We start from the raw sequence: 19,002 nt of genomic DNA, 5'->3' as shown, positions 1-19,002 counted from the left end.
TTATTCAGTTCTTTTATAGAGACACTGTTTGTCCATCTTTTAAATTTTTATTTCCTGCAATTACAACTGAATCTCCAATTGCTAAACCTTCTGTAACGATGACTTCATTACCTTTAAAGTTTCCAAGAGATACTCTTTTTTTAATGGCTTTATTATTTTTGACCACAAACACATAGAGTATATTGTTAGCATCTCTTACCACACTTTCTGAAGGAATTGAAATAACCTTTACGGTATTACCCGTATTGATTTTTATAGTACTAATCATGCCTGGTAATAACTTATCTTCATTATTATCAATCCTTACTTTTACATTAAACGTTCTGGTTAATGCATCTGCACTTGGATTTACAATAGCGACTTTGCCATTAAAAATTTCATTTAATGAGGATATTTCAACCTTAGCATCTGTACCAATTTTAAGTTTAGCTATTTCCGATTCCGTAATAGAAGCCTTGGCGTAAACCTTATTTGTTTTCATAACAGTAAAAGCCGGAACTCCTGGTGCTGCCGTAGCTCCTATTTCTGTCATTTTAGAAGTAATCATTCCAGAAAAAGGTGCATAAAGATTCGTGTCTGCTAAATTTTTTTCTGCTAAATTTTTATTTGCGTTAGCTTGAGCTACAGCCACTTTAACGGCAATAAAATCGCGTTCTGGCAAACTTCCTTTTTCATATAAATTGTGTAATCTATTAAAGTTATCATTAGCTTGTTCTAAGCCAGCATTCGCTATATCAAATGCATTTTTATATGTAGTTTGGTCTATTGCTGCTAGTAACTGCCCTTGTTTTACTTTTAGCCCCTCTTGCACATAGACTTTTGAAATCCGGCCTGGAACAGAGAAACCTAAAGACACGGTATTGTCTGCCTCAATGGTTCCGCTATAATTTAAAACTTCAGTTTCAGAACTTGTTTGTATTTTTTTTACAGTAACCTTAGGAATAATAGTTTGTTTTACCGTTTCCTTTTTATCTGAACAACCTACTAATAATAAAATTAAAGTTGTTAAAGTGATAATTTGCTTCATATTTGTTGCTATAATTTTAGGATTATAGGCAACAAAAATCTTATTATTAATAGAACTACAACAGGTTTACAAAAGGAAAATATTGGTCTAAATTGGTTGTTTTTATATTTAAAAAATAAAAAAAGAGAATATTAAGCTAGTTTTTTGGTCTAATAACTAACTTTTAAAATTAATTTCTCTAAACTTTGAAGGTGAATACCCTGTGTGTTTTTTAAAGTATTTACCAAAGAAAGATTGGTCACTAAATTGAAGCTCGTTTGCAATTTCTGAAATGGATAAGGTTTGATTTTTTAAAAGTAATTTAGCCTCCATTATTACGGCTTCTTCAATTAATTCACTTGCTGTTTTTTTTGAAACATGTTTTAAAACTTTAGATAAATAACCTGGAGTTAAACATAAAATAGCTGCATAAAATTGCACCGTACGCTCTTGTTTAAAATTTTCATTTAGCAATTTTAAAAACCGAAGTGCTAATTTTTCTTGTCGAGATAAATTTTCCTCTATATTGGGATACTGTCTCTTTAATAAAGATGCATAATGGTACATCAATAAGTTAAAACTATGAATTATTTTTTCTTTATTATAGGGATTGTTTTTTGCGAGGCGATTATTTTGTTCTAAAATTTTTGCCACTGAAATAAGCACTTTAAAATCTTCTTTAGATAATTTTAATTTAGGTATACTATTCGCCGTAAAAAAGTCTAACGTATCAATATCACTTTTATTAATAGAGTTTCTTAATATAAAATCTACATTAAAGCTAATAGTTACAATTTCAAGATTTTTGCTCATTTCTTGAACATGGGTAACCATTTGTTGGTTAATTGCAATAATTTCAAATGCATTAATTGTATAATTAAGTAAATTTAATTGTAACCTTAATTCTCCTTTAATGATTAAAATAAAGGTGAAGGCATTGGCTCTAAAAGGATATCCTATTGGAATTTCTTTAAACCTACTTTTCGAATAATGTATATGTAAACCATTTTCTTCTTGTGGTATATCTCCTATAATCTCCACAACTTCTTCTATTGTAAGGTTTTTTATTGAAGATTGTGTATACATTTTTAAGATGATTTTGTACTCAAATATACTGTATTATTTTATTTTGATTTAGAATGATTTTTTGGTTATTTCTATTAATCAATTTTACCTTTAATGCATTAATGTTATTACTTCCTTTTCCTTCATTAACCCTAACATAAAGTTGAGTAGTTGTTATTTGGAATTACTTCATTAGACTAGACTTAAAGTTGAGAGAATTTGTTTTCTAGTTATTAATTTAGCAATTAAGAGAAGTAAACAGAAACATTACAAATTAGAGATGAATCAAAAAGCTGCAGAATTAAGTTATGCCAATACAATGTAAAGCAAGTCTGTGAAGACTTGGACATATTTTATCTGTGTTTTATTGTTGACGTAAAGAGTTAAAAGATTACGGTAAATACAGTTTTCATGGTCGCGGTATGTCCTAAATGACTGATGAAGATAAAAATGATAGTCTTTCTGAAAAATCTAGAGCCGTTATTGAAGTTTTTAATTCAGTATCGATTTTGTTAAATGAAACCCCAAATTTATGATTAGGTTATAATGTTTTTAATTCAGTATTACATAGAACTTTAAAAAGATATTGTCTCAACAGGAACGTTTGGATAAAAAACTTTTTGAGACTATACTAAAAATGGCTTAATAAATTAGAATAGGGTTTATCTAGTACTTTTAAACTGGAGTATTTCTTATGGTGAATCAGTTTCACCACAACTTGTATTCTTTCTAATTATTACTTAAAATGCTTCATTTTTGAAATAGGGAAGGAGATTTCTTAATTAATTCATCTGGCTTAAATTATTCAAGATGATGGAATTCAGAATAAAAAAGTTTTTTTTTAAGTTATATATTTTTTGCGTATTATTGCAAGTGTACAAATAACACTTGTTATTTGTAAGAACTATAATTTATAAATATAAACTTCTGAAAGGATGAATAAAAAAATTGATCAGGAAGCAGCAGATAATATTAGAGCATTAGCTGTCACTATGGTAGAAAAAGCAAATTCAGGCCACCCAGGTGGACCTATGGGCGGTGCAGATTTTATGCATATTTTATACTCGGAATTTTTTAATTATGATCCTTCAGATATGGAATGGTCCTTTAGAGATCGTTTTTTTATGGATGCAGGCCATTTATCAACTTTAATGTACGCTCAGTATTACCTTTTAGGAAACTATACAAAAGATAATCTTGCTAATTTCAGACAATGGGAATCAATTACTCCTGGTCATCCAGAAGTAGATGTGAAAAGAGGAATAGAAAATACGTCTGGACCATTAGGTCAAGGTCATACAATGGGGATTGGAGCAGCTATTGCTGCTAAGTTTTTACAAGCTCGTTTTGGTAATTGGATGAATCATAAAATATATGGTTTCATTTCTGATGGTGGTATTCAAGAGGAAATCTCTCAAGGAGCAGGACGAATTGCAGGCCATTTAGGCTTAAGTAATTTCATTATGTTTTTCGATTCTAATGATATTCAGTTGTCAACTTCTACAGACGAAGTTACAAGTGAAGATACTGCCATGAAGTACAAAGCATGGGGGTGGAAGGTCTTTACTATTGATGCACATAACCATGACGAGATTAGAAAAGTATTAACCGAGGCCAATAACGAAACAGAAAAACCAACCTTAATTATTGGTAAAACCATTATGGGGAAAGGTTGTGTAGCTGTCGATGGCAGTATATTTGAAGGGCATTGTGAACTTCACGGTCAGCCTATTGGTCATACAGGGGCAGATTACAAAAAGACCTTATTAAATTTAGGTGCAAATCCCGAATCTCCTTTTGATATTTTTGACGATGTTAGCACATTTTATAAAGATATAATAGCAGCCAAAACAGCACAAGCGTCAGATAAGAAATCTGAAATTAATCTTTGGAGAAAAAACAATTCATCATTAGCTGAAAAATTAGATTTCTTTCTTTCAGGATCATTACCAGAATTAGATTTTGAATCTATCACGCATAAAGCAGGATTAGCCTCAAGAGCTGCGTCCTCAGGTGTTCTTGGTTATTTAGCGGAACACGTAGAAAATATAATTGTGTCTTCTGCAGATTTATCAAATAGTGATAAAACAGATGGATTTTTAAAGAAAACACAAGCCATTAAAAAAGGTGATTTCACAGGTTCATTTTTACAAGCTGGTGTTGCCGAATTAACTATGGCATGTATTGCCAATGGTATTGCGTTACATGGTGGTATTATCCCTGTTGTGGCTACATTCTTCGTGTTTTCAGATTATATGAAACCAGCCATTCGTTTAAGTTGTATTCAAGAACTAGGTGTGAAATATGTATGGACGCATGATGCCTTTAGAGTTGGAGAAGATGGACCAACACACCAACCTGTGGAGCAAGAAGCACAACTTAGATTGTTAGAAAAACTTAAAAACCATAGAGGAAACCCAAGTTTTTTGGCCTTACGCCCCGCAGATTCAGCAGAAACTAATGTTGCTTGGAAAATGGCCTTAGAAAACAAAAACACACCAACAGGTTTGATATTATCTAGACAAGGAATTAAAGATTTACCAGCTCGAGAGAAGTCAAGATATAATGATGCATTTGAAGCCGAAAAAGGAGGTTATTTAATTAAAGAGGTTGATGATCCTGATGTGGTTTTAATAGCTAATGGTTCAGAGGTAGCTACTTTAATTGAAGCTACAGAAATTTTAGAATCTGAAAATGGATTGAAAGTAAATATTGCTTCAATAATTTCAGAAGGGCTTTTCAAATTGCAATCAAAAACTTATCAAAATAGCGTCATTCCTAAAAATAAACCATTATTTGGTTTAACAGCAGGATTGCCAGTAAATTTGGAAGGATTGGTTGGAGACAACGGAAAAGTGTTCGGGTTAGAGCATTTTGGGTACTCAGCACCATCCACCGTATTAGATGATAAATTTGGTTTTACGGGTGAAAAAGTGAGCAAACAAATACTAGAATATTTAAAAACAGTATAATACGAAACATATGAAATTTTTTATAGACACAGCAAACCTTGATGATATTGCAGAAGCCCAAGAATTAGGGGTTTTAGATGGTGTTACTACAAATCCATCATTAATGGCAAAAGAAGGGATTACAGGAGCAGATAACATTATAGCACATTACAAAAAGATTTGTGAAATTGTTGAAGGTGATGTAAGTGCAGAAGTAATTTCAACAGATTTTTTAGGTATGGTTAAAGAGGGAGAAGCCTTAGCAAAACTTCATCCTCAAATTGTGGTGAAATTACCAATTATTGCGGACGGTATTAAAGCTTGTAAATATTTTTCAGATAAAGGTATCAGAACAAACGTAACTTTAGTGTTTTCTGTAGGACAGGCCTTATTAGCTGCAAAGGCAGGGGCTACTTATGTGTCTCCTTTTATCGGAAGATTAGATGATATCTCTACAAATGGATTACAACTTATAGCAGAAATTAGACAAATTTACGATAACTACGGTTTCGAAACTCAAATTTTAGCAGCATCTGTACGTCATACTATGCACGTAATTGATTGCGCAAAATTAGGGTCAGATGTTATGACAGGACCTTTATCATCAATCAAAGGTTTATTAAGTCATCCTTTAACAGACAGTGGTTTAGTTAAATTTTTAGAAGATTATAAAAAGGGAAATTAAATTAGGTAGTATTTATAATTTAAGATAAAAATTATTTACTTTTTTCTTGTCATATTTTTCTCGATCAAATTTATAGAGATATGATCCCTTCGTAGAAGAGGTCATATCTTTTTCATCTAATTTTATTAATATATCCATAGAATTTATTTTATTAATAAAATTGCGTTTATCTAATTTTTTGTCTAAAATGGCTTCATATAATTTTTGAAGTTGTCGCATAGTAAACATTTCTGGTAAAAGTTCGAAACCTATTGGATTAATGGATGTTCTCCTTCGTAATCTTTTTATTGCTTTGTCAAGCATTATGTTATGATCAAAAATTAAATGAGGTACATTGGACATGCTAAACCATCTTGCATTATAATTTTCAATAAGTTCTTCATTGTATTTTTCAATATTTATTATAGTATAATATGATGTCGAAATAGTTCTTTCTACAGGATCACGATCAACTTCACTAAATGAATATAATTGTTCCATATAAATCTCGTTCATTCCTGTCAAGGTATTAAGAATACGACTTGCGGCTTCATCCAATACTTCATTTTTTTTCAAAAATCCACCCATCAATGACCATTTGCCTTTTTCTGGTTCAAAATTTCTTTGAATTAAAAGGACCTTTAAATCGTCATTATCAAATCCAAAAATTATACAATCTACGGCCAACAAAACTTTGTCTTCTTTACTATAATCGTTTAGCATTAAATATTCTTTTTATGTATTTAAAACTACAAATATATTGAATACAAGCTGTAATTCATAATTCAATAACATTATTAAGTGTAAAAATAACAATTGTTAATATTGTATAAAAAAGAGTTTTATTGTTGTTTTTTCTTAAAAAAAGCATAAAATAATTTGGATAAACGAAAAAACTTCATTTTCTTTGGAAGTGTAATATTAACACTTGTTAATATTGCAAAGCAAACTAAAAACTAACTTTAAATTATTCTAATATGATACAAACCAAATTTTTTATTGGTAATCATTCAAACTTAAGACTTTCGAAGTTCTATTGCGTGATGACTATTATGTTGTTTTCGGCAACAATGTATGCCCAACAGAAAACCATAACTGGAACTGTAACTTCTGCAACAGAAGGAATGGTACTACCCGGTGTTAATGTTATATTAAAAGGAGGTGCTGATGGAACAGTAGTAGATTTTGATGGAAACTATTCGTTGAAAGCAACTACTGGAGATGTACTAGTATTTATATTTTTAGGCTACAAACAACAGGAAATTGTAGTGGGAGATCAATCAGTTATTAATGTGAAAATGGTCGATGATATTGCGGCGTTAGACGAAGTAGTTGTGGTTGGATATGGAGCAAAAAAGAAGTCTGATTTAACGGGGTCTGTGAGCGTAATTGATGTAGGGGATGCTAAAAAAACAATTTCTTATGATGTTGCCAAAATGCTTCAAGGTCAAGCACCTGGTGTAACAGTACAATCTTCGGGAGAACCAGGAGGATTTGTCAATATAAAAATACGAGGAATAACTTCTTTTAGAAATAATAATCCCTTATTTGTAATAGATGGTGTGATTGTTGACAATCCTTATGATTTTGCAACAGGAGATATCGAGTCTATTCAGGTGTTAAAAGATGCGTCTTCTGCTGCTATTTATGGAGCTCGTGGCGCAAACGGTGTAGTAATTATTACAACAAAAAAAGGAAGACAAGGAAAATTAGATGTTAGTTATAAAACAACTACTGGTTTCCAAAATATTCCTCAAAATAGGAGATATAATTTAGCAAATAGAGAGGAATATCAAGAACTTGTTAGAACGGCCGAAATAAACGCAAATAACCAAGGTTTAGGCGTGCCAACTTCTCCAGCTAATTACCCTGGAAATGCTTCTTATATTGATAATGTTGATACTGATTGGCAAGATGAAGCTTTTACAACTGGAATTTTAGAAAACCATACATTAAACCTAAGTGGTGGAACGGAGGCAATAAATTATAATGTGAATCTAGATTACTTTAAAAATTCTGGGTATTTAAAAACTCCACAGGCCTATGAACGTTATACTGCTACTATGAGTTTAAACGGCAAACAAGGGAATTTTAAATATGGATCTAAATTCTCTTATTCCTTATCTGATAAGGAAAGTTTTAACGAATATAATGCAGGTACGAGTTCTATAATTAATTTATTACAAGCTATTCCAACTATGTCGGTTTATGATTCGAATAGATTAGGAGGTTATGGCGGTACAGACGGTATTACACAACGTGCCATTTCTTTAAACGTAATTGGATTTAATAATTTAATTACTAATGAGAATAAAAGAAATCGTTTTGTAGGAAATGCTTGGGGAGAATACGAAATCTTTAAAGGTTTAAAGTATAAGTTAAGTGTTAGTGCTGATAGAACAAATTGGGATACTAGATATTACAATCCTGAAAGTGATTTAGGCTGGTATTATATTACCACAGCTGAGGAGGCACGTTTAAATGTAACAAGTGGACATACTAACAGAACGATTCTAAATAATTTACTGACTTATGATTTTGATTTGAATGAAAAACATAAGTTTAATTTATTAGGAGGTATGATTCAAGAACGAAACAATTATTATGAACTTAGAGCAAGTGGTACGGGTTATGCTTCGGGAACTATAGCACATTTAGAATATGCAGATAATAGAGATGCTTCTGAATATGAATCTGAAGAAACTTATAAATCATATATTGGAAGATTTGATTATACCTATGATGATAGATATTTAATTACAGCGAATTTTAGACAGGATAAGTCTTCTAAATTTGCACAAAAAAATAATTCAGGTAATTACTTTTCGGTATCAGGGGCATGGAAAATTCATAATGATATTAACTTGCCAGATTGGTGGAATACTTTTAAAATAAGAGGAGGTTATGGACAGTTAGGTAATAATACTATCGGTTTATATGAATTTGCATTAAATCTAAACCCTTTTGCAAGTTATGATTTTGGAAATGAAATTGCATCAGGTACAACCGTTGTAAAGGTTGTGGATTCCGATATTAAATGGGAAGATACAGAGTCAAGCAACATAGCTGCAGAATTTGGAATGTTTAATAACAGATTACAGTTTACTGCTGAATATTTCATGAAGCAATCTACAGATTTATTAGCAGATATTCCTATTCCTTATTCTTCTGGGGCTTATCCTATTTTGTTAACTACTAATGCCGGTACTATTAAAAATACAGGTGTAGAATTTACTTTGAGTTATGGAGATAGTAAAAAGGATTTTAGTTATAATATTTCAGCCAATTTAGGAACTTTAAAGAATGAGGTTTTGAAGATAGGTGTTGACGATACCCCAATTTCATCAGGAGTTAGTAGAACTGAAGTTGGTCGGTCAGCAGGAGAACTTTATGTTTACGAAACAGATGGCATCTTTCAGTCACAAGAAGAAATAAATAGTCATGCTTTCCAATCAGGAGCAGCACCAGGAGATATTAGATTTAAGGATATTGATGGTGATGGTCTAATTACAGATTCAGATAGAACATACCAAGGTTCGTCAATTCCTAAACTTAATTATGGTTTAAATTTAAGTGCCAGTTATAAGAATTTTGACATTTCTTGTTTCTTTCAAGGAGCAGCAGGAAACAAGATCTATAATGGTACCTACCAAAATCTAATGCTTGGAGATTTAGTTAATAGTTCCACAGATATGTTAAATTATTGGTCAACAACTAATACCAATACAAATGTACCAAGACCTGTTATTGGTGATCCAAATGGTAATAATAGAGTTTCAGATAGATTCATTGAAGATGGAGATTATATTAGATTGCAAAGTCTTGAATTAGGATATAATATTCCGTTAGCCCCGCAGGTGTTTAAAAGAGCCCGAGTTTATGTTTCAGGGCAGAATTTATTTATAATAACTGATTATAGCGGTTATGATCCAGATTTTATTAGTGATGGATTATTTAATAGAGCTTTTGAATTTGGATCTTTTCCAAACCCAAGAACTCTTGCACTAGGTGTACAGTTAGACTTTTAATATTATATAAAATTAAACAAGATGAAAACTAAAAATATATTTTATTCACTAGCTGTAGCTTCTATATTAATAGCTACTAGTTGTGTTAGTGATTCTGATTTGAATCAAACAGATCCAAACTTTGAAACAGCCGATAATTTTTGGCAAAATGATAAGGATGCTGTAGAAGGTGTAAATGCCGTTTATGGAAGTTTATTAACCGATGGGTCTTATATGAGAAGTACTCCACTTTTATTAGATTTAAAGGGTGACGGAACCAAAAGTAATAGTCCGTGGGGTGCTATGGCAAACGTAGGTCGTTTTAATTCTAGTGTTGCAGATGCTTCAATTTATGGATGGGCTTTTGAAACGTTTTATCAAGGTGTTTATAGAGCAAATCAGGTTATAGAAAATGTTCCAGGAATAGAGATGGAGGATGGGGAGCTTAAAAACAGAGTGTTAGGACAAGCATATTTTCTACGAGGGCTTTACTTTTTTCACTTAGTAAATCTGTTTAAAAATGTGCCATTACCTTTGCTGAGTACAGAAATTTATCATGAACAAAGAACTCAAGAAGAAGGATGGGAACAAGTTATAACAGATTTTCAGGTAGCAGAACAACTTTTACCTAATAATTACGATTATGTTTCAGGTTTAGATTCAGGTGAAGTAGGGAGAGCAACTAAAGGTGCTGCCATGGCCTATCTAGGAAAAGCATATCTATTTATTGGTGATTTTTCGGCAGCTAAAACAGCCTTCGAGTACGTTATAAATTCAGGAGAGTATGAATTAGTCGCGAACTATCAAGATAATTTTACTTTATATAATGAGAATAATCAAGAATCTATATTCGAGATCCAATTTAGTAGAGAAGCAGGTGGAGTAGATCTAGGCTGGGGAGGAGCTCCTGCGTCAGGTTGGGGTAAAACTTCTGCACGAGCAATTACCTATGGTCCACCAACATTTGGGTTTACAGATGCCCAGCCAACACGAATTTTATTTGACGATTATCATATTGAAGCAACTATAGACGGACAAGTCGATCCTAGGTTAGATGCTACTATTTTTTATAATAAACCAGGTGGTATGATGTTATATGGAGTTGATTTTGCAACACATTATGGAGCCAATGAGTCTTATTTAAATGATCTATTTGTTGCAAAATATCAAAATTCAGATGGGAGTAGAGCTGATGAATATGATTGGAGATCAGGAATTAACGAACGTATTATGCGTTACGCAGATGTTTTATTAATGTATGCAGAATGTTTAAATGAATTAGGTCAAACAGATGTAGCATATGGATATATTCAACAAGTTAGAGATCGTGCTAATCTACCTGATTTATATATCACAAAACCAGCAATGAGTCAACAACAAATGAGGGATCAGATTGCGCATGAACGCTTTTTAGAATTTCCGTTAGAAGGACATAGATTTGATGATATACGTCGTTGGGGATGGCTACAAGATTCTTCAAAACTAGAGTGGTTAAAATCTAGAGATCCAGAATTTGGAAGTTATGTAACAGGAAGAGAATATTTTCCTATTCCTCAAGCAGAAATGGATAACAATCCTCTTGTCACTGAACAAAACCTAGGATATTAAATTATATAGTACGCATTGAATTAGTTTTGGTTTTATCAAGTAGACCGTTCATTATGTGCGGTCTGCTTTAAAATGAATTACATGAAAAAAAAACAATTAATTATCACAGTTTTTAGTTTGGTCTTAAGTCTAGCCCAACCTATAGTTGCACAAGATGTAGAGTTTACTTTAAAAGAGCAGCCTAATGCTCCTGAAATAAGTAAACACATTTATGGGCATTTTGCAGAACATTTGGGACGATGTATATACGATGGTATTTTTGTTGGAGAAAACAATGAAAGTATACCAAATACCAACGGAGTAAGAAATGACATTATTGAAGCGCTTAAGGCCTTGAAAATACCAAATCTAAGATGGCCAGGGGGATGTTTTGCAGATACATATCACTGGAAAGATGGTATTGGATCTAAAGAGGATAGACCAACTATAGTGAATCAATGGTGGGGAGGTTCAACCGAGGACAATAGTTTTGGGACACATGATTTCTTAAATCTTTGTGAGATATTAGATACAGAGCCCTACTTAGCAGCAAATGTAGGTAGTGGTACTGTTAAAGAGTTTACAGACTGGATTCAGTATGTTGGACATGACGGTGTAAGCCCTATGGCTGATTTAAGAAAAGAAAATGGTCGAGAAAAATCATGGGATGTAAAATATTGGGGAGTTGGTAACGAAATGTGGGGCTGCGGAGGAAATATGACGCCTGAATATTACGCTAATTTATACAGACAGTACGCAACATTTATGACAAGCTGGACAAATGATTCTAAATTGTTTAGAATAGCATCAGGAGCTAACGTAGCTGATTATCATTGGACAGAAGTTTTAATGCGTGATATTCCTAAAAATTTAATAGAAGGTGTAGCTCTTCATTCATATTCTTTTGTGAAGTGGGAAAATAAAAGTTCGGATACAAAATTTAATGAAGTTGAATATTTTGGAACTATGGAAACTGCTTTAAAAATGGAAGAGCTAGTTCAAAAACATACAGATATCATGGATAAATACGATCCAGAACATAAAGTAGCATTAATTGTCGATGAATGGGGGGGATGGTATGAAAGTGAAGAACCAGAAAAAGGTGTATTGTATCAACAGAACACAATGAGAGATGCTATGATAGCAGGTGCAACTTTGAATATTTTTAACAATCATGCTAAGCGTGTTAAAATGGCAAACCTTGCTCAAACTGTAAATGTTTTACAAGCAGTAATTCTTACAGAGGGAGAAAAAATGATCTTAACTCCAACATATCATGTTATGAAAATGTACACGGTTCATCATGATGCTACATTAATACCTACAAATTTTAAATCACCAAAATATACTGTGGAAGGTAAATCGTTAGATGCTATTTCTATTTCAGCATCGAAGGATAAAAAAGGAAATATAAATGTGTCTTTGGTAAATATAGATGCACATAAATCATATACAATAAAAATTAATGTAAAAGATTTAAACGTTAAGAATGTTATTGGAAATATTTTAAAGGCAAAAGCTTTACAAGATCATAATTCATTTGATAACCCTAATAAAATTATTCCTAAAGAATTTAAAGATTTTAAATTAAAAAAAGGTGAATTAGAGATTGAATTACCTCCATTTTCTGTAGTTGTTTTGGATGTTTATTAAATCGTTAATATATGATTAAAATAAAAAATATAATAATATTACTAATTCTTGGAATAGTTGTTTTAGGATGTTCCAAAGATGATGGTATTACAAAAGAACCAGATGGTGGAGGTGGTACAGATGGAGGTGATGAGGTTCTAGGAAACACGTTTGAAGGTCCAACTTATTCCGATAATTATACTCCAATCGCTTCATGGGAAAATAGAAGTCTATGGAATTTAGCTAACGTTCATGATCCAACGATTGTAAAAGAGGGAGATTATTATTATATGTATCAAACTGATGCTTCATACGGCAATGCACAAGAGGGGCATGGACATTTTCCATACCGTAGATCGAAAGATTTAGTGTATTGGGAATACCTAGGATCTGTATTTACAGAAACACCTTCATGGATTAAAGATTCATTAAATAGTAAACGAGCTAAAATAGATTTACCTGTAATTGATAATCCATCTTATGGCCATTGGGCTCCCTATATTCATGAATATAATGGAATATATAGATTATATTATTCTGTTGTAGTTACAAATCCAATCGCTGGAAATGACCTGAATACCTCATGGACAGAGCGTGCTTTTATTGGTCTAGCAGAAACTACAAATTTAGCAAGTAACCAATGGGAAGATAAAGGAATGGTAATTTGTTCTGAGCCAGATGGGCTGGAGACGTATACTAGAACCAGTAGTAACGATTGGAGTGCTTATTTTCAGTTCAATGCTATAGATCCTACTTTAGTATCAAATAAAGGAGAAGAATGGTTGGTTTATGGTTCATGGCATACAGGTATTGCCTCTGTACAATTAGATCCGTCAACAGGAAAGCCCTTTGGGTTAACTAAACTCGAAGATTATGGAAAGAGAATAGCTGGTCGTGGTAATATTAGTACTAATAGATGGCAGGCACTAGAAGGTCCTGAAATTATATATAATATAGAGACAGGTTTTTATTACTTATTTTTAGCTTATGATGAACTATCAGTGGCATACAATACTCGTGTAGCTAGATCTACCAATATAAATGGACCTTATTTAGGTATTGATGGACGAAACGTATCTGAAGGTGCCGAATGTTGGCCTATGCTAACACATCCTTATCAATTTAAGAATCATACAGGTTGGGTTGGTATATCACATTGTGCTGTTTTTCAAGATCCAGAAAATGAAAAGTGGTATTTCTCAACGCAAGGTCGTTTGCCAGAAAATGTACACGGGATTAATGTGTCTAATGCTGTGATGATGGGACAGGTTAGAGAAATTAAATGGACATCAGATGGATGGCCTGTTGTAGCACCGGAGCGTTTTGCTGAGGTACCTGAAACAGAAATTACTGTAGATGATATTGTAGGTACTTGGGAGCAAATCATTATGAGCTATGAATATAGAGTGATGCAAACTTCTAAAACTTTAATTTTTAGTAAAAATGGGACTTTGAGTGGTGAAATATCAGGTACTTGGGAGTTAAATAAAGAAACAAATACCATTTATGTAAATGGATATGAATGTAAATTATTTGATGCTTGGGATTGGGAAGCTTCTCCAAGAAAAGTAACTATTTCTTATTCTGGATTAGATGATTCAGGACGACCTATTTGGGCAAAAAAAAATAATTAATTATGATGTATAGAAAAGTTATGGTTTCAATAGCAATATTCGCAGTTAGTTGCTGTTTTTTAGATTTATATGCGCAACATAAATCAATAGAAAATAATCCCATAGTTAAAGATAAATTTACAGCAGATCCTGCGGCTATAGTTCATGATGATACGGTTTACTTATATACTGGTCATGACGAAGCGCCTGATGATCTAAATTTCTATAAGATAGATGAGTGGTTAGTGTATTCTTCTATTAATATGGTTGATTGGAAAGTTCATCCTGTGCCTTTAAAACCTACTGATTTTAAATGGGCTAAGGGTGAGGCTTGGGCTGCTCAAGTCATAGAAAAAAAGAATAAATTTTATTGGTACGTAACAGTAGAACATGACGATACACATCCTGGAAAATCTATTGGGGTGGCTGTATCAGACTCTCCAATAGGTCCCTTCAAAGATGCATTAGGAAAAGCCCTGGTAACTAACGATATGACTAAACATACAGATATTCGTTGGGATGACATCGATCCGACAGTGTTTATTAATGATGATGGTCAAGCTTATTTATACTGGGGAAATACTGTATGTTATTATGCAAAATTAAAAGCAAATATGATTGAATTGGATGGTCCTATCTATACTGTTGAACTTCCAAATTTTACTGAAGCACCTTATATCCATAAGAAAGGAGATTGGTATTATTTGTCATATGCCTACGAATTTCCAGAAAAAATAGCCTATGCTATGAGCAAGTCTATTACAGGTCCATGGGAATTTAAAGGAATTTTAAATGAATTGGCAGGAAACTCTAATACGAATCATCAATCTATAATTGAATTTAAAGGGAAAGATTATTTCATTTATCATACGGGAGGTATTCAGCCAAATGGTGGAAGTTTTAGACGTTCTGTTTGTATCGATAGACTGTATTATAATAAGGATGGTACGATGAAACGTGTTATTATGACTTCAGAGGGTATCCAAAAATAAAAATTATGAGAATACTAAAACATCATTTTGCGCTATTTACTTTTTTTATCTTTTCAGTGATTTATGCTCAGGAAAGACCTATTACTCACGATCCAGTTGTAGCGAAACAGGGAGATACATATTACTTGTTTTGTACAGGACCAGGAATTACTAGTTTTACTTCTAAAGATTTAAAAACTTGGAAACAAGCAGCTCCAATTTTTGACGAATCACCAGAATGGGTTAAAGATGTAGTACCTAGATTTAACGGTCATATTTGGGCGCCAGATATTAGCCTTCATAACGGGACATATTATTTGTATTACTCAGTTTCAGCTTTCGGTAAAAATACATCTGCAATTGGATTGGTGACTAATTCAACTTTAAATTCAGAAGACAAAAATTATAAATGGAAAGATCAGGGTATAGTTATTCAATCCGTGCCAAATAGAGATATGTGGAATGCCATTGATCCTAATTTAATTTTAGATGAAAAAGGAACGCCGTGGTTAGCATTTGGTTCGTTCTGGAATGGACTTAAAATGGTAAAGTTGGCTGATAATTTTAAAGAAGTAGCCCAATCCGAAGAATGGCATACTATAGCTAGAAGAGATAGAGACAAGAATTTGGTAGACTCTGATGCAGGAAATGCAGCTCTCGAAGGACCGTTTATATTTAAAAAAGGAAATTATTATTATCAGTTTTTGTCTTTTGATTACTGCTGTAGGAACGAAAAAAGTACCTATAAACTGGTGGTTGGTCGTTCAAAAACAGTTACAGGACCTTATTTAGATAAAAATGAAATTGACCTTAATCAAGGCGGAGGATCTTTAGTAATTAAAGGGAATAAAAATTGGTTTGGAGTAGGACACAATAGTGTGTTTACGTTTGAAGGAAAGGATTACACATTTATGCATGGTTATGATGCTAATGATTATGGCTTACCAAAATTGATTGTAAAAGAGATTACTTGGCTAGACGAATGGCCAACAGTAAAACCAATGGATTAAGGCTTAATTTAAAAAATCAAATTTTTAGTTAATTAAATTAAAATGCAACATACTTCTATAAAATCTTTGTTTTTTGGTCTAGTATTGTTTTATTCATTACATATAACTGCGCAAAAATCAATAGAATCGTTTCCTTTAGACCAGGTGGCTGTTACTTCTGGAGTTTTTAAGGATGCAGCTTTAACTGATTTTCATTATATACAACAATTAAATCCAGATCGATTACTTTCTCCGTTTTTAAGAGAAGCTGGTTTAACTCCTAAAGCAGAATCCTACACCAATTGGGAAAATACAGGTTTAGACGGACATACCTTAGGGCATTACTTGTCAGCTTTATCAATGTTTTATGCTTCTACAAAAAACGAAAAAGCGAATGAGTTGATCGTTTATGTGTTGGCTGAATTACAAAACGTACAGCAGACAAATGGTAACGGTTATATTGGAGGTGTTCCAGGAAGCAAAGAATTATGGCCTGCTATAGAGGCTGGCCAGATTAAAGCAGGAAGTTTTAGTTTAAATGAAAAATGGGTACCTCTTTATAATATTCATAAAACATTTGCTGGATTAAAAGATGCTTGGGTTTATGCTGAAAAACCTGAAGCTAAAACCATGTTAATAGCATTTACTGATTGGTTTATAGACGTTACAAAAAAACTTTCGGAAACACAAGTACAAGACATGCTACGTTCTGAACATGGAGGTTTAAATGAAGTGTTTGCCGATGTGTATCAGATTACAGGTGAAAAAAAATATTTAAAATTAGCTAAACGTTTTTCAGAACATGGACTATTAAATCCTTTTGCGGATAATCAAGATATTTTAACGGGCATGCATGCCAATACGCAAATTCCAAAATTTATTGGTTTCGAACGAATTTCACAATTGGATGACGAAAATAGATATCACCAATCTGCCTTAAATTTCTTTAATGATGTTGTTAACCTACGTACATTAAGTATTGGAGGAAATAGTGTGCGTGAACATTTTAACCCCATTAATGATTTTAGTGAAGTATTAAGTGGTGAACAAGGTCTGGAAACCTGTAATACCTACAATATGCTTAAGTTAAGTAAGATGCTTTTCGAAGATACAATAAATGAACATTATATTGATTTTTACGAACGTGGACTATATAATCATATTTTATCATCACAAAACCCGAAAGGAGGCTTTGTCTATTTCACACCAATGCGTCCAGGTCACTATCGTGTATACTCACAGCCAGAAACTAGTTTTTGGTGTTGCGTAGGGTCAGGAATGGAAAATCATACTAAGTATAATGAATTAATTTACGCAAAAGATAATGATGCTTTGTATGTAAATTTATTTATTCCTTCTCAAGTGTTTTGGAATGAAAAGAAAGCAACGATTACGCAAAATACAAATTTTCCAGAAGTAGCTTCTACCGAATTAGTATGGTCGAGTCCTACGAATACATCAGCCACATTAATGGTGCGTTATCCTAAGTGGGTAAGGGAGGGGGCTCTAATATTATATCTAAATGGAAAACTTCAAAAGATAAATGCAGTACCAGGGTCTTATATTCCAATTAAAAGAATTTGGAAAAATGGAGATACTATTAAAATGGAAATTCCTATGCATTTAAGTGTAGAAAACATTCCAGATCACTCAGGTTATGTGTCTGTTAAATATGGTCCAATTGTTTTAGCTGCTGTTACGGGAGACGCTAATCAAGATGGTTTATTTGCAGATGATAGTAGAGGAGGTCATATAGCTTCGGGACCATTCTTACCTTTAACCAAGGCGCCTATGTTTGTGTCTGAAAGTGGTGAAAATATTTTAACTAAAATAAAATCAGTTTCAGGAAAACCACTAGAGTTTTCAATAGAGAATTTAATACATCCTTCAGATTATAAGCATTTAATATTACAACCTTTTTATAAAATTCATGAAAAGAGATATGCCATTTACTTCAAAAGTTTAACCCCCAAAGGGCTTAAACAAATACAACAAAAATTAGCAAAAAAGCAACAGAATGAAGATTATTTAAGAACTATAACTTTAGATTATATAGCTCCGGGCGAACAACAACCAGAGTCTGATCACGGTATACAGTTTGAACAATCTAAAACAGGTGTAAACCAAAACAGACATTGGCGTGATGCCACAGGTTGGTTTAGTTATAATATGAAAAACAAAGACAAGGCTGCAAAAGCATTACGTATAACCTATTTTGGAAGTGATTCAGGTCGGAATTTTAAAATTTTAATTAATGGAAAACAAATTGCGAACCCTAAATTAAAGGGTAATAAAGGTAGTGTGTTTTTCGAAGTCGACTATGAAATTCCTAAGTATCTAGCCTCATCAAATAATATTTTAGATATTCGATTTGAAGCAGAATCGGACTCAGCCACAGCAGGAATTTATGGTGTACGTTTAATTAGTCAAGCAAAAAATGAAAGTAAAATTAATTAGAAATATACGTGATAATCACTAATAAGTGTCGGGTTTACAAATGGCAATGAATTAGTATTT

At 32.6% G+C, this 19,002-nt stretch carries 12 protein-coding genes and 1 pseudogene; 10 read left to right on the top strand and 3 right to left on the bottom strand.

Annotated features, from left to right (window positions below; genetic code table 11):
- Nucleotides 1–13: 13 nt before the first annotated feature.
- Together Q1B05_RS15335 and Q1B05_RS15330 are read right to left on the bottom strand one after the other, a co-directional pair.
- Nucleotides 14–1,027 carry an efflux RND transporter periplasmic adaptor subunit gene (locus Q1B05_RS15335; protein WP_299781839.1) on the bottom strand — a complete coding sequence of 338 codons (1,014 nt, stop codon included), beginning with the start codon at nt 1,025–1,027 and terminating at the stop codon, nt 14–16.
- 156 nt (nt 1,028–1,183) lie between these two features.
- Nucleotides 1,184–2,092, bottom strand: a complete 909-nt coding sequence (locus Q1B05_RS15330) for an AraC family transcriptional regulator (RefSeq protein ID WP_299781838.1) — start codon at nt 2,090–2,092, stop codon at nt 1,184–1,186.
- Between the two features lie 259 nt (nt 2,093–2,351).
- Between Q1B05_RS15330 and Q1B05_RS15325 the strand changes: the two are divergent.
- The 3 genes and pseudogenes from Q1B05_RS15325 to fsa form a co-directional block, all read left to right on the top strand.
- Nucleotides 2,352–2,499, top strand: a pseudogene (locus Q1B05_RS15325) (IS3 family transposase); the annotation flags it as partial.
- Between the two features lie 507 nt (nt 2,500–3,006).
- Nucleotides 3,007–5,043: a transketolase gene (locus Q1B05_RS15320; RefSeq protein WP_299781837.1), complete on the top strand. Its 2,037-nt coding sequence runs from the start codon at nt 3,007–3,009 to the stop codon at nt 5,041–5,043.
- A 10-nt stretch (nt 5,044–5,053) separates the two neighbouring features.
- Complete coding sequence (gene fsa, locus Q1B05_RS15315; protein ID WP_299781836.1) at nt 5,054–5,707, top strand: fructose-6-phosphate aldolase; 654 nt, start codon at nt 5,054–5,056, stop codon at nt 5,705–5,707.
- A gap of 12 nt (nt 5,708–5,719) precedes the next feature.
- On the opposite strand, the gene Q1B05_RS15310 is transcribed toward fsa, so the two are convergent.
- Nucleotides 5,720–6,409 carry an NUDIX domain-containing protein gene (locus Q1B05_RS15310; RefSeq protein ID WP_299781835.1) on the bottom strand — a complete coding sequence of 230 codons (690 nt, stop codon included), beginning with the start codon at nt 6,407–6,409 and terminating at the stop codon, nt 5,720–5,722.
- A gap of 254 nt (nt 6,410–6,663) precedes the next feature.
- On the opposite strand from Q1B05_RS15310, the gene Q1B05_RS15305 reads away from it, so the two are divergent.
- The 7 genes from Q1B05_RS15305 (at nt 6,664) to Q1B05_RS15275 (ending at nt 18,942) form a co-directional block, all read left to right on the top strand.
- Nucleotides 6,664–9,714: a TonB-dependent receptor gene (locus Q1B05_RS15305; RefSeq protein WP_299781834.1), complete on the top strand. Its 3,051-nt coding sequence runs from the start codon at nt 6,664–6,666 to the stop codon at nt 9,712–9,714.
- A 21-nt stretch (nt 9,715–9,735) separates the two neighbouring features.
- Nucleotides 9,736–11,301 carry a RagB/SusD family nutrient uptake outer membrane protein gene (locus Q1B05_RS15300; RefSeq protein ID WP_299781833.1) on the top strand — a complete coding sequence of 522 codons (1,566 nt, stop codon included), beginning with the start codon at nt 9,736–9,738 and terminating at the stop codon, nt 11,299–11,301.
- 81 nt (nt 11,302–11,382) lie between these two features.
- Nucleotides 11,383–12,933: an alpha-L-arabinofuranosidase C-terminal domain-containing protein gene (locus tag Q1B05_RS15295; RefSeq protein WP_299781832.1), complete on the top strand. Its 1,551-nt coding sequence runs from the start codon at nt 11,383–11,385 to the stop codon at nt 12,931–12,933.
- 11 nt (nt 12,934–12,944) lie between these two features.
- Nucleotides 12,945–14,546 carry an arabinan endo-1,5-alpha-L-arabinosidase gene (locus tag Q1B05_RS15290; protein ID WP_299781831.1) on the top strand — a complete coding sequence of 534 codons (1,602 nt, stop codon included), beginning with the start codon at nt 12,945–12,947 and terminating at the stop codon, nt 14,544–14,546.
- 2 nt (nt 14,547–14,548) lie between these two features.
- On the top strand, nt 14,549–15,517 hold the full coding sequence (locus Q1B05_RS15285; protein ID WP_299781830.1) for a glycoside hydrolase family 43 protein: 969 nt from the start codon (nt 14,549–14,551) through the stop codon (nt 15,515–15,517).
- 5 nt (nt 15,518–15,522) lie between these two features.
- A complete protein-coding gene (locus Q1B05_RS15280) occupies nt 15,523–16,506 on the top strand; it encodes an arabinan endo-1,5-alpha-L-arabinosidase (protein WP_299781829.1) in 984 nt (327 codons plus the stop codon).
- Between the two features lie 42 nt (nt 16,507–16,548).
- On the top strand, nt 16,549–18,942 hold the full coding sequence (locus Q1B05_RS15275) for a glycoside hydrolase family 127 protein (RefSeq protein ID WP_299781828.1): 2,394 nt from the start codon (nt 16,549–16,551) through the stop codon (nt 18,940–18,942).
- Nucleotides 18,943–19,002: the final 60 nt, after the last annotated feature.

The organism is uncultured Formosa sp., assembly GCF_947500765.1.
Classification (GTDB): Bacteria; Bacteroidota; Bacteroidia; order Flavobacteriales; family Flavobacteriaceae; genus Formosa.
Note: the sequence above shows the minus strand (reverse complement) of the source record. Positions and strands in the feature narration are given on the sequence as shown.